15 protein-coding genes are annotated in these 12,264 nt (G+C 72.6%); 6 read left to right on the top strand and 9 right to left on the bottom strand.

What is annotated here, in order from left to right; translation table 11 throughout:
- Window positions 1-12: 12 nt before the first annotated feature.
- From AB0J80_RS19665 to AB0J80_RS19650, 4 genes are all read right to left on the bottom strand, one after another.
- Entirely contained in the window at window positions 13-429 is a 417-nt protein-coding gene (locus AB0J80_RS19665; protein ID WP_364706620.1) for a MarR family transcriptional regulator, read from the bottom strand.
- 85 nt (window positions 430-514) lie between these two features.
- Window positions 515-1,255, bottom strand: a complete 741-nt coding sequence (locus AB0J80_RS19660; RefSeq protein WP_364706617.1) for an alpha/beta hydrolase — start codon at window positions 1,253-1,255, stop codon at window positions 515-517.
- Window positions 1,256-1,267: 12 nt separating this feature from the next.
- On the bottom strand, window positions 1,268-1,987 hold the full coding sequence (locus AB0J80_RS19655; RefSeq protein ID WP_364706614.1) for an anti-sigma factor: 720 nt from the start codon (window positions 1,985-1,987) through the stop codon (window positions 1,268-1,270).
- The gene (locus AB0J80_RS19650) at window positions 1,941-2,519 is read right to left on the bottom strand and encodes a sigma-70 family RNA polymerase sigma factor (protein WP_364706611.1); all 579 of its coding nucleotides are present in this window, start codon (window positions 2,517-2,519) and stop codon (window positions 1,941-1,943) included. Before AB0J80_RS19650 ends, AB0J80_RS19655 begins: the two co-directional genes overlap by 47 nt.
- Window positions 2,520-2,679: 160 nt before the next feature.
- Here AB0J80_RS19650 and AB0J80_RS19645 point away from each other — a divergent pair, with 160 nt between their 5' ends.
- The 4 genes from AB0J80_RS19645 to AB0J80_RS19630 all read left to right on the top strand — a co-directional run bounded on the left by AB0J80_RS19645 (window position 2,680) and on the right by AB0J80_RS19630 (window position 4,995).
- Window positions 2,680-3,519, top strand: a complete 840-nt coding sequence (locus tag AB0J80_RS19645; RefSeq protein WP_364706608.1) for a DUF4397 domain-containing protein — start codon at window positions 2,680-2,682, stop codon at window positions 3,517-3,519.
- Window positions 3,516-4,196, top strand: coding sequence for a class F sortase (locus tag AB0J80_RS19640; RefSeq protein ID WP_364706606.1), 681 nt, complete (start codon window positions 3,516-3,518; stop codon window positions 4,194-4,196). The genes AB0J80_RS19645 and AB0J80_RS19640 overlap by 4 nt, the downstream gene beginning before the upstream one ends.
- Window positions 4,197-4,286: 90 nt before the next feature.
- Window positions 4,287-4,616: an STAS domain-containing protein gene (locus AB0J80_RS19635; protein ID WP_364706603.1), complete on the top strand. Its 330-nt coding sequence runs from the start codon at window positions 4,287-4,289 to the stop codon at window positions 4,614-4,616.
- Window positions 4,609-4,995 (top strand): ATP-binding protein, encoded by a 387-nt coding sequence (locus AB0J80_RS19630; RefSeq protein WP_364706600.1) that lies wholly within the window; start codon window positions 4,609-4,611, stop codon window positions 4,993-4,995. The genes AB0J80_RS19635 and AB0J80_RS19630 overlap by 8 nt, the downstream gene beginning before the upstream one ends.
- A gap of 10 nt (window positions 4,996-5,005) precedes the next feature.
- On the opposite strand, the gene AB0J80_RS19625 is transcribed toward AB0J80_RS19630, so the two are convergent.
- Window positions 5,006-6,532 (bottom strand): SpoIIE family protein phosphatase, encoded by a 1,527-nt coding sequence (locus tag AB0J80_RS19625; protein WP_364706598.1) that lies wholly within the window; start codon window positions 6,530-6,532, stop codon window positions 5,006-5,008.
- Between the two features lie 83 nt (window positions 6,533-6,615).
- Here AB0J80_RS19625 and AB0J80_RS19620 point away from each other — a divergent pair, with 83 nt between their 5' ends.
- Window positions 6,616-7,176 carry a hypothetical protein gene (locus tag AB0J80_RS19620; protein ID WP_364706596.1) on the top strand — a complete coding sequence of 187 codons (561 nt, stop codon included), beginning with the start codon at window positions 6,616-6,618 and terminating at the stop codon, window positions 7,174-7,176.
- On the opposite strand, the gene AB0J80_RS19615 is transcribed toward AB0J80_RS19620, so the two are convergent.
- From AB0J80_RS19615 to AB0J80_RS19605, 3 genes are read right to left on the bottom strand one after another with little or no spacing between them, the layout of a single operon-like run.
- Window positions 7,173-7,781, bottom strand: coding sequence for an SAM-dependent methyltransferase (locus tag AB0J80_RS19615; RefSeq protein WP_364706594.1), 609 nt, complete (start codon window positions 7,779-7,781; stop codon window positions 7,173-7,175). The two genes, AB0J80_RS19620 and AB0J80_RS19615, sit on opposite strands and share 4 nt — an antisense overlap.
- Window position 7,782: 1 nt before the next feature.
- A complete protein-coding gene (locus tag AB0J80_RS19610) occupies window positions 7,783-8,562 on the bottom strand; it encodes an HAD-IIA family hydrolase (protein WP_364706591.1) in 780 nt (259 codons plus the stop codon).
- Complete coding sequence (locus AB0J80_RS19605; protein ID WP_364706588.1) at window positions 8,559-9,587, bottom strand: ferrochelatase; 1,029 nt, start codon at window positions 9,585-9,587, stop codon at window positions 8,559-8,561. The genes AB0J80_RS19610 and AB0J80_RS19605 overlap by 4 nt, the downstream gene beginning before the upstream one ends.
- Before the next feature lie 85 nt (window positions 9,588-9,672).
- Here AB0J80_RS19605 and AB0J80_RS19600 point away from each other — a divergent pair, with 85 nt between their 5' ends.
- Window positions 9,673-10,557 carry an aminoglycoside phosphotransferase family protein gene (locus tag AB0J80_RS19600; protein ID WP_364706587.1) on the top strand — a complete coding sequence of 295 codons (885 nt, stop codon included), beginning with the start codon at window positions 9,673-9,675 and terminating at the stop codon, window positions 10,555-10,557.
- On the opposite strand, the gene AB0J80_RS19595 is transcribed toward AB0J80_RS19600, so the two are convergent.
- On the bottom strand, window positions 10,539-12,251 hold the full coding sequence (locus AB0J80_RS19595; RefSeq protein WP_364706584.1) for an acyl-CoA dehydrogenase family protein: 1,713 nt from the start codon (window positions 12,249-12,251) through the stop codon (window positions 10,539-10,541). The two genes, AB0J80_RS19600 and AB0J80_RS19595, sit on opposite strands and share 19 nt — an antisense overlap.
- Window positions 12,252-12,264: the final 13 nt, after the last annotated feature.

The raw sequence follows: 12,264 nt of genomic DNA, 5'->3' as shown, positions 1-12,264 counted from the left end.
GTTGCGGGAGCGTCAGACGCGGGCCGCGACCAGTGCCTCCAGCAGGTCGCCCAGCAGGTCGAGCTGGGCCTGGCCGAGCGGCGCGAAGGTCTCCACGAAGACGCGCTCGGCACGGCCCTGCCCCTCCCGGCGCAGCCGCTCACCCAGCTCGGTGAGCCGGTGCCGCACCACCCGGCCGGGCCCGGGGAGGCGCTCGAGCAGGCCCCGGTCGACCATGCGGGCCGCCAGCGACCCGAACGACTGGTCGGTCTGGAAGGTCAGCTGGGCCAGCTCGTGCAGCGACGCGCCGGGGTGCTGGTCGAGGTGCCGCAGCGTGTCCCACTGCACGAGGGACACGCCCAGATCGGCGAGGGCGGCACTGAGCGCGCGATGGTGGGTGTGTTGCAACCGCTTCACCAGCAGCGCAACCTCGGGCGCCGTACGACCCATCGAAAATCCCATCCCCTCGAGCGGCGAGCGACCGGCGATGCCCGCCCGCGCGAAGGGTGGCCAGAATCGGCGGCGCCAAACACCGTCAGAGGAATTGCTCCAGGATCGTCGCGAGGCGGACCGGGGTCTCGTCCATCGCGTAGTGCCCGGCTTCGGCGATGACCTCGAGCCGGGCGTTCGGGTAGGTCGCCATCCACGTCGCCGTCGCGGTCGCCGCGCCCAGGGCCGGATCGTGCTCGCCCACCACCGCCAACGCCGGCACCGGGTTGCCCTTGACGCGCTCCGAGAAGTCGGTACGCGCCCACGCCGGCAGATACGCCCCGAACGCCTCCACGGTGGACTCCTCGAGGCTGCTGCGCACCATGGTGTCCAGCCAGTACGACGACAGCCGGTTGCCCGTCGTCAGGTCGATGATCGCCTTGCGGTTGCCGGGATCGCGGGCGGCCCCGTCGAACAGCGCCCAGCCCTGCTCGTCGAACGGCACGCCGGAGGCCGGGACCGGGCTGATCCCGACCAGGTGGGTGACCCGGTCCGGCGCGTCGGCGAGCAGGTGCTGTGCCGCGCTGCCGCCCATCGAGTGGCCGACGACCGCGAACCGCTCCCAGCCGAGGCCGTCGGCCAGCTCGAGTGCGTCCCGGCTGATCTCGGCGATGTTGTACTCGCCCGGCACGTCCCGGCGCTCGCCGTACCCGCGGTAGTCCATGAAGGCCCAGGTGTAGCGCTCCCCGTCGATGAGGTGCGGCAGGTGTCCCCAGCCGCGCGCCGAGCCGAACCAGCCGTGCAACGCCAGAACGTAGACCGGTCCATTACCTACAGTCGTCACCATGCCCGCATTGGATCAGTACGTCAGCGTCCCCCGCAACAGGCTCCTCCCGGAGTGGGCGGCGTCGCCGTCGTGCGCCTCGTCGGAGACGTCCACCAGCCGGTAGCGGTTGAGATCGGTACCCGGCGGCACCGGCAGCACGACCTCCGCACGGCCGGACAGGTTGCCCAGCGACACCATCTTGGAGGTGTCGTCCGGGTCGATCAGCCAGACCTCGTGGAAGCCCGTGGTCAGCGGCAGGTTGCGGACGTCCACCACCATCTCACCGTCGCTGAGCACCCGGACGCTTCCGCGCGCGGCCGCCGGCGCGGTCGGCAGCGGCGCCAGGGTCGCCCGGGCGGTGACCTCGGCCGCCGGCGGGCGGTCGAACCCTCTCAGCACCACCGCGGTCCCGGCCACCGCGATCACCGCCGCGGCCGCCGCGGACAGCACGGGAGCGAGCCACCGCGGGCGCCTGCGGCCCGCCGCACGACGGGTCACCGGCACGACGGCGGCCGGCGCCGGCTCGGCCACCACCCGCGCGATGTCGGCCTGGATGCCGGCCCACACATGCTCGGGCGGGGGCGGCAGGGCCCGCAGGTCGCCCGACTCCGCACCGAGCTCGGCGACGTAGTGCAGGGCCTGCAGCTCCTCCCGGCAGCCCGCGCAGGCGGCCAGGTGGACGGACTCGTCGGGATTCGCCGCGTCCTCAGAGAGCGCGAGAAGGACCAGCCGATCGGAATCCAGATGCTGCACCGTCCACCTCCCATCGACGTCGCAGGTTCGCCATCCCCCGGCGAATGTGACTCTTCACGGTGCCCAACGGCAAGCCCGTCACCGCCGCGATCTGCGGATGCGTCAGGTCGTCGAAGAACGCCAGCTCCAGCGTGCGCCGCTGCTCGGTCGGCAGGCGGTTCAGCTCGTCGGCGACCACGAGCCGGTCGACCACCCGCTCCGGCGCCTCCTCCGGCGCGGCGGGCGGCGGGAGTGACCGTACGGAGTCGCTGATCCGCTCGTCGCGGGCGGCGGACCGGATCCGGTCCACGGCCTTGCGCCGGGCGATGCCCAGCAGCCAGGCCAGCATCGAGCCGCGCTCCGGGTCGAACGTCTCCCGGCCCATCCAGGCCGCCACGAACGTCGCCTGGGTGACGTCCTCGGCGTCGGCGCGGTTGCCGAGCACCCGCTGGGCGAGCACCAGCACGGCGCCGCCGTACTGCTCGTACGCCGTACGCAAGGCTCTGTCGTCGCCGTCGCGGAACCGCTCGGCGAGCTCCTCCCCGGGATCCATCGACCTCCCTCCGCCGCATCGTCCATTCCCTTTACGTCCGCACGGCATCGTTCGGATGCAGTTTCTTTTTCCGCCGCCTCCTGCATCCACCGGCGACTCCCCCGGCGAAACCACCGGTGATCCGACCCGATCACGAGCTTCGATCCGACAGGGAGTTCCGATGCCCATCCTGCCCCTGCGCCGCGCCGCCGCGGCGGGCGCCGTCGCCCTCACCGCCTTCGCGGGCCTCAGCGCGTTCACCACCGGTCCCGCCGCGGCCGCCTCCTCCCGCGTCTCCGTCGTGCACGGCATCCCCGGCCAGCCCGTCGACGTCTACGTCAACGGGAAGAAGACGGTGCCCGGGTTCCAGCCGGGCAAGGTCGCCGGTCCGCTGGCCCTGGAGGAGGGCTCGTACGACATCGCCCTGACCAAGCCCGGCGACGACCTGGACCAGGCGCTGCTGACGGTCGAGGACGCGAAGGTCCCGGGCGGCGCCGACATCAGCCTCGTCGCGCACCTGGGCGCCGACGGCAAGCCCGTCCTGACGCCGTTCGTCAACGACACCGCCAAGGTCGGCGCCGGCCAGGCCCGGCTGGCCGTCCGGCACACCGCCGCGGCGCCCGCTGTCGACGTGCGGGCCGGCGGCAAGCCGGTGTTCGAGGACCTGACGAACCCGAAGGAGGCCAAGGCGGACCTGCCCGCCGGTGACGTCACGGCCGATGTCGTGCTCGCCGGCACCGACACCGTCGTGCTGGGACCGACGGACCTCTCCCTCAAGGAGGGCACGGCCACGATCGTGTACGCGATCGGCTCCGCCGACGACAAGACGCTCGACGTGGTCGCGCAGACGATCAGCGGCCTGCACTCGGCTCCCGGCGGCGTACCCGGCGGCAGCGGCGGCCTCGCCGACCGCGGCCTGAGCCTGCCCTGGTACGCCCTCGGCGGCACCGGCCTGGTCCTGCTGATCGCCGGCCTGGTGCGGCTGCGCACCGGTCGGCCGGCCGCGCCGGCGCGGCGTTGACCGGCGGACCGGACAGCGGCGCGCCCCATCGGGACCGGGGGCGCGCCGCCCTGGCTCTGGCCACAGGAGTCGTGCTGCTGAGCCTCTTCGGCATCGCCGCGTGCCGCGCGCGGACCGCTCCTGACGTGGGGGGACCCACCGTGTCGGCGCTGCAGAGCGCACCGGCGCCCACGACGACCGGCCCGGGCGTCCCCGTCAGCGACGGCAGGCCGCCGGCCGCCGGGGTCCCGGACAGCCCGTCGAGCCTGCGCATCCCGGCGCTCGGCATCACCGCCACCGTCACGGCGGTCGGCGTGAACGCGGCGACCGGCGAGCTCGACGTGCCACCCAGCGTGGACCGGGTGGGCTGGTACCGGTACGGGCCCGGGATGACGGCCGACGCCGGGTCGATCGTCATCGCCGGCCACGTCGACAGCGCCGAGCAGGGACCGGGGGCCTTCTTCCGGCTGGGCAAGCTCCGGCCCGGCGACAGCGTGACCCTGACCGGCCCCCGGGGCGGCACCCGTACCTTCGAGGTCGTCGCCCGCGAGCGGTACGCCAAGACGGCCGTACCCCTCGACAGATACTTCGCCCGCGACGGGCGCCCCCGGCTGACGCTGATTACCTGTGGCGGCCCCTTCGACCGCAGGATCGGCCACTATCGGGACAACGTGGTGGTGACAGCGACGCCCGGCTGACACCCGATCGACGCAGACGCCCCATCCGCCCCGGGTCAGTGGCATGATGTGCGCAGTCTGCGATGCCGAGCGAAGGGTGCTTCTCCTCCGATGGCGCACTTCGAGGCCGCGACCTCCACCGGACCCGGGCGGGTGGTCGTGGCGTTGACGGGGGAATGCGACCTCGAGGGTCGCGACCGGCTGGCCGCCGTGCTGCTCAGCGCGGTGGACACCGCCGCGCTCGTGGTCGTGGACCTCGGAGGGCTGACCTTCATCGACTCCAGCGGAATCCACGGGCTGGTCACCGCTCATCACGCCGCCCAGCGCTCGGGCGGGCGGGTGCAGCTGGTCAACGCCTCGGGAGCGGTCGCCACCGTTCTGGAGCTCACCGGGGTGGACCGGCTGCTCGGTGCCCGCACGGAGGACGCCGGCCGTGAGTGACCCCAGCTTGAACAACGAGTCGCTCCGCTACGACGCACCCGGTGAGCTCGCCGACGTCCGCGCCTTCGTGGCGGCCCGCGCCGCGGCGCTCGGCCTCCCCCAGGGGCGGATCGAGCTGCTGGTGCTGGCCGTCAGCGAGCTGGCGACCAACACCCTGCAGCACACCGACGGCGGCGGCGTCGTGCGGGTCTTCGCCCAGGCGGGTTCGCTCGTCTGCGACGTCGTCGACCAGGGGGCGATGCGGCAGATGGGGCGCAGCATGCCGGCGGCGGGCGCGACGGGCGGCCGGGGGCTCGCCATCGTCGAACGCGTCTGCGACGAGGTGGAGACCGCCGCGGTGGCGGAGGGCACCCGGGTCCGGATCCGGCTGCGGCTCTGAGCCGTTCAGGTCAGGGCAGCACGCGTACGGCGAGCAGACACGTGTCGTCGTCAGGGTTGGCCGAGTGCAGCAGCCCCCGCAGCCGGGCCAGGGCGTCCTCGCCGGGGCCCGCGGACACCGCCGACAGCCGCGCCTTGACCTGCTCCAGCGAGTCCTCGGCGCCGGCGCCCCTCCGCTCGGTCAGCCCATCGGTGTAGAGCAGCACCAGATCGTCGCGCTCGAGTGGCGCTTCCACCACCGGGTATTCGGCAGCCGCTTCGGCGCCCAGCAGCAGCCCCTGCGGTCGCGGCAGCTCCGCGGTAGCCCCGGCCCGGGAGAGCAGCGGCGGGAGATGCCCGGCGCGCGCCCACGACAGGACTCCGGTCGCAGGGTCGTGCCGGGCCACCACCGCCGTGCCGGTGATCCCGAGCTGGACGCACAGGCGGTTCATGTGCGCGAGCAGCGTGCCCGGGTCGTGGATGCCGATCGAAAGCCACGCCACCAGGGCGAACCGCAGATGGGCCATGCCGCTGGCCGCCTCGAGCCCGTGCCCGGCCACGTCCCCGACCGCGAGCAGCACCTGCCCGTCGGGCAGCGTCTGGGCGTGGTACCAGTCGCCGCCGACGCGGACCGCCTTCTCCGCGGGCAGGTAGCCGACCGTCGCCTGCAGGCCGTGCAGCAGCAGCGGTTCGGCCGGTACGGGCTGGATCAGGTGCTGGAGCTGCGCGGCGAGGCGGTGCTCGGCGAGCGCGGTGGTCTCGCGGGTGCGCAGCTGGTCGGCCAGCCGTTCGATCGCCGAGCGGGAGTCCTCGCGGGCGGTGACGTCCTGCACCACGGCGTAGATCTTCACCGCGCGGCCGTCGGCGTCGCGTGCGGCCTCGGACAGGATCCGCAGGTGCTTGATCCCCGTACCGATGCGGAAGCGGACGGTGACGTCCGAGGCCGCGCCGCTGTCCAGGGTCTGCCACGCCGTCTCCGCGATCCCCCGGTCCTCGGCCAGCATGGCGGCGGCCTGCTGGCCGCGGGTCATCGGCCCGAGCGCGGGATCCTGCTCGAAGATCCGGTACATCCCGGGCGACCACTCGTTGCGGCCGGTGACCAGGTCGGTCTCGACCCACCCGAGGCTGCCGAGCTGCTCGGTGCGCTCCAGCCGGCGCTCGTTCTCGTCCGACCGCTGCCACCACACCAGCAGGCCGCCGAGCACACGGTGCACCGAGACGACGAACCGCGAGTGCGCGACGACGCCTGCGCTGCGGTCCTCGTAGTCGAAGTCGCTGATCTCGCCCGGCATCCCGTCGGCGATCACCCGGCGGTACAGCGACCACAGCGGGCCGCCGACCATGCTGGGATACAGCTCGCTGAGCCGGGCGTGCCGGCGGCGTGCGCCCCGGCGCGGGACGTCCTGGACCTTGTCGCTGGTGGCCGCGACGGTGAAGTCGACGACCTCGCCGGTGTCGCCGGTCACCGGCAGCAGCCAGGTGCACCCGGACGGAATGGCGGAGAGAACCTCCTGCACGAGCGCGATGGGCGGCTCGGCCGGGATGCCGCAGTCAGCCATGCGCGCAGCCTATCGGGCCACCGGCCGCATCGTGCCCGGCCGGTGGTAGCGCGCGAGGCATCCCGCCCCTACACTCCGCGATCATGCTCCGTTGCTCACCGCGCCGTCTCGCCGCCTCCGTGCTGGTCACGACCGCCCTCCTGCTGGGAGGATGCACCGCCGCGCCCGGGTGGACAAGCACCTTGCCGGCGGTGACGGCCGGTGACGGCCCTCCGGAGCGCCTGGCGATCGACCACGACGACTGGGACGCACGCTACGTCGGGCACACCGCCGACGGCCGCCAGTTCTTCGTGACCACCCCGTTCGAAACGGCCGAGGAGGGCCGGATCTTCGTCGCGACGTACCTGTTCGCCGCCGACGGCCGTTTCCTCGAGGCCCAGATCGAGCAGACCGACGCCGGCGACGGCCTGGACCAGTCGGCCACCGACGCCGAGGTCGAGAACCGGATCCGCGAGCTCGGCGCGGTCACCTACGGCCGGATCGTCGTCCAGCCCTTCGAGGTACGCCGGTACGGCATCACCTTCGGCCTGGTCGTCAACCCTCCCGGCGAGGAGCCCGACGACGACCTGTGGTGGGTGTCGGTGCAGCCGGGCGACTACATGGCCTTCACCGCGCCCTGGGACAGCGGGATCTACGACACCTAGTCCGGCAGTTTCCGCAGGACGTCGAGGAGGAACCACTCGTCCTCGTGGTGCACGATCCGGTCGAGGCCGGGACGCGCGGCGAGAGCGGCGTGCACGTTGAACCCGTCGTAGTTGCCGCCCTGCTGACGGTCGCGGAAGTGGACGGCCACGATGTCCCCCTCCGGCTCCAGCCGCGCCACCAGGCCGCCGAGCAGAGCGTCCAGGTCCGCGGCGGAGAGGTAGTAGAGCAGGTCCCCGATCACGATCAGGTCGAAGGTGGCGTCCGGCAGCTCGGCCGGGAGCATGGCCCGCTCCACGCGTACGTGGGGAAGGTCGCGCACCGCCTCGCGGGCCTGGTCGACGGCCGAGTCCACGCAGTCGACCGCCAGGACCGCGTCGCAGCGCGGCGCCAGCATGCGGGTCAGCAGGCCGATCGACGCGCCGGGTTCGTAGCACGAGCGGTAGTGCTCCCGCGGCAGGCTGGCCATCGTGACCGCGTACTTGCGCTGGTCGTGCCACTTCGTCGCGACGTCCCACGGGTCGTCCTTGGCCAGGTACATCCCGAGGAAGTGCTCGTCGGAGACCGTCGCCCGCGGCGCCTCGGCGTCGCCCGCTGCCCGTGCCACGTCAGATCTCGCCGATGAGGTCGGCGACACTGTCCACGATGCGCGACGGTCGGTACGGGTACCGCTCGCTCTCCGCGCGGGTGCTGATGCCGGTGAGGACCAGGATCGTCTCCAGCCCGGCCTCCAGGCCGCACAGCACGTCGGTGTCCATCCGGTCGCCGATCATGGCGGTGCTCTCGCTGTGCCCGCCGATGACGTTCAGCGCCGAGCGCATCATCATCGGGTTGGGCTTGCCCACGAAGTACGGCTCGACGCCGGTGGCCTTGGAGATCATGGCGGCCACCGAGCCCGCCGCCGGCAGGGCGCCCTCGTTGGACGGCCCGGTCGCGTCGGGGTTGGTGCAGATGAACCGGGCGCCGTCGTTGATCAGGCGCACCGCCTTGGTGATCGCCTCGAAGCTGTAGGTGCGGGTCTCCCCCAGCACGACGTAGTCCGGCGAGAACTCCGTGAGGACGTAGCCGGCCGCGTGCATCGCGGTGGTCAGGCCGGCCTCGCCGATCACGTAGGCCGTGCCGCCCGGGCGCTGGTCGGCGAGGAACTGGGCGGTCGCCAGCGCCGCCGTCCAGATCGACTCCTCCGGTACGTCGAAGCCCATCCGCGCGAGCCGGGCCTGCAGGTCTCGCGGCGTGTAGATGGAGTTGTTGGTGAGGATGAGGAACGGCTTGCCCGACGCCTTCATCCGGTTGACGAACTCGGGCGCGCCGGGGACCGGCTCACCCTCGTGGACGAGCACGCCGTCCATGTCGGTGAGCCAGCTCTCGATGGCTTTGCGCTCGGTCATGGCGCTCCTCGTCTCTGCGGTGCGGGGCAGCAGTCGGCCGGGCACACGTCCCAGACCGGGAGCGTACCGAGCCGCTCGCGCCCGCCGTCCGCGGTCCGCTCCTGCACCAGCTCGCGGATCATGGTGACGAACCGCGGGTCGGTGCCGGGGGTGGCGGCGCGGGCGAACCCGAGGCCGAGCCCTGCCGCGGTCTCCCGGGCCTCGTTGTCGAGGTCCCAGAGGACCTCCAGGTGATCGGAGACGAAACCGATCGGGCTGACCACGACGTCGGTGACGCCCTTCTCGGCGAGCGCCGCGAGGTGGTCGTTGACGTCAGGCTCCAGCCACGGCACCTGCGGCGGCCCGGACCGGCTCTGCCAGACCAGGTCCCAGGGCAGCTCGGGGGCGGCCGCGGCGTGCACCAGCGCGGCCGTCTCCTGCAGCTGCGCCTCGTAGCGCCCGCCCGTGGGACCGGCCGTGGTCGCCATCGACACCGGGATGGAGTGCGCGGTGAACACGATGCGCGTGGTCGCGCGGCGCCCGGCATCCAGCGTCGACAGTGCCGCCCGGACCGCATCCGCGTGCGGCCGGACGAACCCCGGATGGTCGTGGAACTGCCGCAGCTTGGTGATCGCGGGCGCGCCGGGACCGACCTTCGCCCGCGCCTGGGCGATGTCCTCCCAGTACTGCTTGCAGGACGAGTAGCCGCCGTACGCGCTCGTCGCGAAGCCCAGCGCGGACGTGATGCCGTCGTCGCGCATCTGCGCCACGGTGTCGGCCAGCATCGGCTGCCAGTTCCGGTTCCCCCAGTACGCCGGCAGCCCCACCCCGTTCGCGGCGAAGTCGGCCTGCACCGCGGCGAGCAGGTCGCGGCACTGCTGGTTGATCGGCGACACCCCGCCGAAGTGGTAGTAGTGCTCGGCGACCTCGGCCAGCCGCTCCTCGGGAACGCCCCGCCCGCGAGTCACATTGCGCAGGAAGGGCATCACGTCGTCGGGATGCTCCGGGCCGCCGAAGGACAGCAGCAGAAACGCGTCATACGCCACGCGACCATCCTGCCCCGCCCGCCACCGCGGTGCCGACTCACCCTCCGGGGACTTGGCGTGAAACACACCCCGCGATGATGTCCGCGTGAGTGACGCCTTCGAGCTCGGCTCCCCGCCGCACCGTATCGCCGTCGATGCCGGTCAGGTACGCCGGCTCGTCGCCGACCAGTTCCCGCAGTGGGCCGAGCTCCCGGTCCGGCCGGTCGCCGACGGCGGCTGGGACAACTGGACGTTCCACCTCGGCCGGGACATGTCCGTGCGGCTGCCCAGCGCCGCCGAGTACGCCCTGGCGGTGGAGAAGGAACACCGGTGGCTCCCCGCGCTCGCGCCCCGCCTCCCGCTGCCCGTCTCCGTACCCCTGGGGAGAGGCGAGCCCGGCGCCGGCTACCCGTTCTCCTGGTCGGTCTACCCGTGGCTCGACGGCGAGACGGCGAGCGCCGACCGCATCGCCGATCCGGTGCGGTTCGCGCTGGATCTGGCCGGTTTCCTGGCCGCCCTGCGAAGCGTCGACCCGGCCGGCGGACCCCGCCCCGGAACGCACAACTGGTTCCGGGGCGGCGGGCTGCGCACCTTCGACAGGCTGGTCCAGGACGTGCTCACGGAACCTGCAGGCCGTATCGACACGGACCTGGCCCGCAAGGTCTGGCAGAGGGCGCTGGACGCGCCCTGGGACGGCGTGCGCACCTGGTTCCACGGCGACGTCGCCGAGGGGAACCTGCTGGTCAGGGACGGGAAGCTGGCCGCCGTCATCGACTTCGGGACCTGCGGCGTCGGCGATCCGGCCTGCGACCTGGCGATCGCCTGGACGCTGCTGACCGCCGACGGCCGGCAGGCGTTCCGCGAGCGGTTGTCCGTCGACGAGGCGTCCTGGGCACGCGGGCGCGGCTGGGCCCTGTGGAAGGCGCTCGTGAGCCCGGACGGCACCCGCGTCCTCGACGAGATCGTCGCCGACTACGGCTGCATCTCGTAGGCGCCGCAGAGCGCCACGACCTGCTCCCAGACCGCGGCGGTCCGGTCCGGGTCGATGACCGGCCGGCGTACGTGGGCCAGCGCCCAGGCGGCCTGCTCCTTTGTGGTGGCCGCCTTGCCGTGCAGCTCGGTGGCGTACGCGGAGAAGTCCTGGACGAGCACCGCGAAGATCTCGTCGAGCAGCTGCCTGTCCAGCCCCGTGAGCTCGGCCTGCTCCAGGATGAGGTGGCCGTAGACCACCAGCGCGAACAGCTGCCCGAGCGAAAGCAGGAAGTCCAGGTCGCTCTGCTGCTGCTCGTCCGGGGCGTGGTCGCGCAGCAGCGCGCACAGTCCGTCGGCCTGCTCCCGGAAGCGCGCGACGTTGGCCAGGTCGGCGTGCGCGTCGTAAGCCGCACGCCAGTCGTGGAACCGGATCGCGCCCAGGCCCCGGGCGGGACCCTGCCGGAACAGGAACTCGTCGTCGGCCGGGTCGTGGCGGGCCGGCACCGGGGCGAACCCGGCCGGCCGGAACAGGTAGTTCGGCATGAACTTGAGGATCAGCGCCAGGTTGACGTGCACGGTGCCCTCGAGCTTGGGCAGGCCGCGGATGTCCTTGGCCGCCTTGTCGAAGTAGGTGTCCGCCTCGAAGCCCTTGGCGGCGATCACGTCCCACATCAGGTCGATGACCTTCTCGCCCTCGGTGGTGACCTTCATCTTCGTCATCGGGTTGAACAGCAGGTACCGGCGGTCGTCGGGGCCGGCCGAGCGGAAGTAGTCGACGGCCCGGTCGCTGAAGAGCTTCATGGCCACCAGCCGGGCGTACGCGTCGGTGAGCTCCCGGCGTACGTGCGGGAAGGCGGTCACCGGCCTGCCGTAGAGCACCCGGCGGTGGGCGTGGGTGACGGCCTCGTACATGGCGTGCTCGCAGATGCCGATGGCGGCGGTGCACAGGTTGAACTTGCCGACGTTGACGGTGTTGAGCGCGGCGTCGAACGCGGCCCGGCCGGTGTGCAGCAGGTCCTGCTCGCGTACCGGGTAGTCCTCGAGCCGGAACTCGCTGACGAACATCTGCGCGTTCACGACGTTGCGCACCAGGTGGTACGCCGGGTGCCGGCTGTCCGCGGCGAAGAAGACGTAGCCGTCCGGCCCCTCGACGTCGGCGCGCCGGCCGAAGACCGACACGAGGCCGGCGACGTTGCCGTTGCCGATGTAGTACTTGGTGCCGTCGGCCCGGAACCCGCCCGAGCCGTCCGGGGTGAGCACCATGTCGGTGGCGTAGATGTCGGCGCCGTGGCCGCGCTCGGACAGGCCGAACGCCATGACGTGCCCGTCGGCGAGCAGCTCGGCCGTGTGCTCGCGCACCGCCTGGTTGGCGCTCTGCCAGACCGGTCCCAGGCCGAGGACGGTCACCTGCCAGGTGTACCAGTAGCCGAGGCCGTAGAAGCCGAGGATCTCGCTGAGGGCGGCGTTACGGGCCGTGTCCCAGCGCTTGGCGGGGTCGCCGCCGCCGTCGGCCGCCGGCGTGAGGAAGGTCGCGAACAGGCCCTCCTTCGCGGCGAACTCGAGGAAGTCGGCGTACCACTCGCGGTCCACGTAGCTGTCGATCAGCGCCTTCTTGCCGCGGGTCTCGAAGAAGTCGATCGTGGCGCGCAGCAGCCGGCGCGACTCGGGGTCGAGGTGCTGCGGGTCGTACGTGTGCGGGTTGAGCAGCAGCATTGCCGCCTCCTTC

This window comes from Actinoplanes sp. NPDC049548 (assembly GCF_040676695.1).
Taxonomy (GTDB): domain Bacteria; phylum Actinomycetota; class Actinomycetes; order Mycobacteriales; family Micromonosporaceae; genus Actinoplanes.
The sequence above is the reverse complement of the archived record's forward strand: the minus strand, read 5'-3'. Positions and strand labels throughout refer to the sequence as shown.

Coding starts and splice junctions, on each gene's coding strand:
- AB0J80_RS19665 (WP_364706620.1), bottom strand. CDS start 429: ATGGGTCGTACGGCGCCCGAGGTTGCGCTGCTGGTGAAGCGGTTGCAA.
- AB0J80_RS19660 (WP_364706617.1), bottom strand. CDS start 1,255: ATGGTGACGACTGTAGGTAATGGACCGGTCTACGTTCTGGCGTTGCAC.
- AB0J80_RS19650 (WP_364706611.1), bottom strand. CDS start 2,519: ATGGATCCCGGGGAGGAGCTCGCCGAGCGGTTCCGCGACGGCGACGAC.
- AB0J80_RS19645 (WP_364706608.1), top strand. CDS start 2,680: ATGCCCATCCTGCCCCTGCGCCGCGCCGCCGCGGCGGGCGCCGTCGCC.
- AB0J80_RS19635 (WP_364706603.1), top strand. CDS start 4,287: ATGGCGCACTTCGAGGCCGCGACCTCCACCGGACCCGGGCGGGTGGTC.
- AB0J80_RS19625 (WP_364706598.1), bottom strand. CDS start 6,532: ATGGCTGACTGCGGCATCCCGGCCGAGCCGCCCATCGCGCTCGTGCAG.
- AB0J80_RS19620 (WP_364706596.1), top strand. CDS start 6,616: ATGCTCCGTTGCTCACCGCGCCGTCTCGCCGCCTCCGTGCTGGTCACG.
- AB0J80_RS19610 (WP_364706591.1), bottom strand. CDS start 8,562: ATGACCGAGCGCAAAGCCATCGAGAGCTGGCTCACCGACATGGACGGC.
- AB0J80_RS19595 (WP_364706584.1), bottom strand. CDS start 12,251: ATGCTGCTGCTCAACCCGCACACGTACGACCCGCAGCACCTCGACCCC.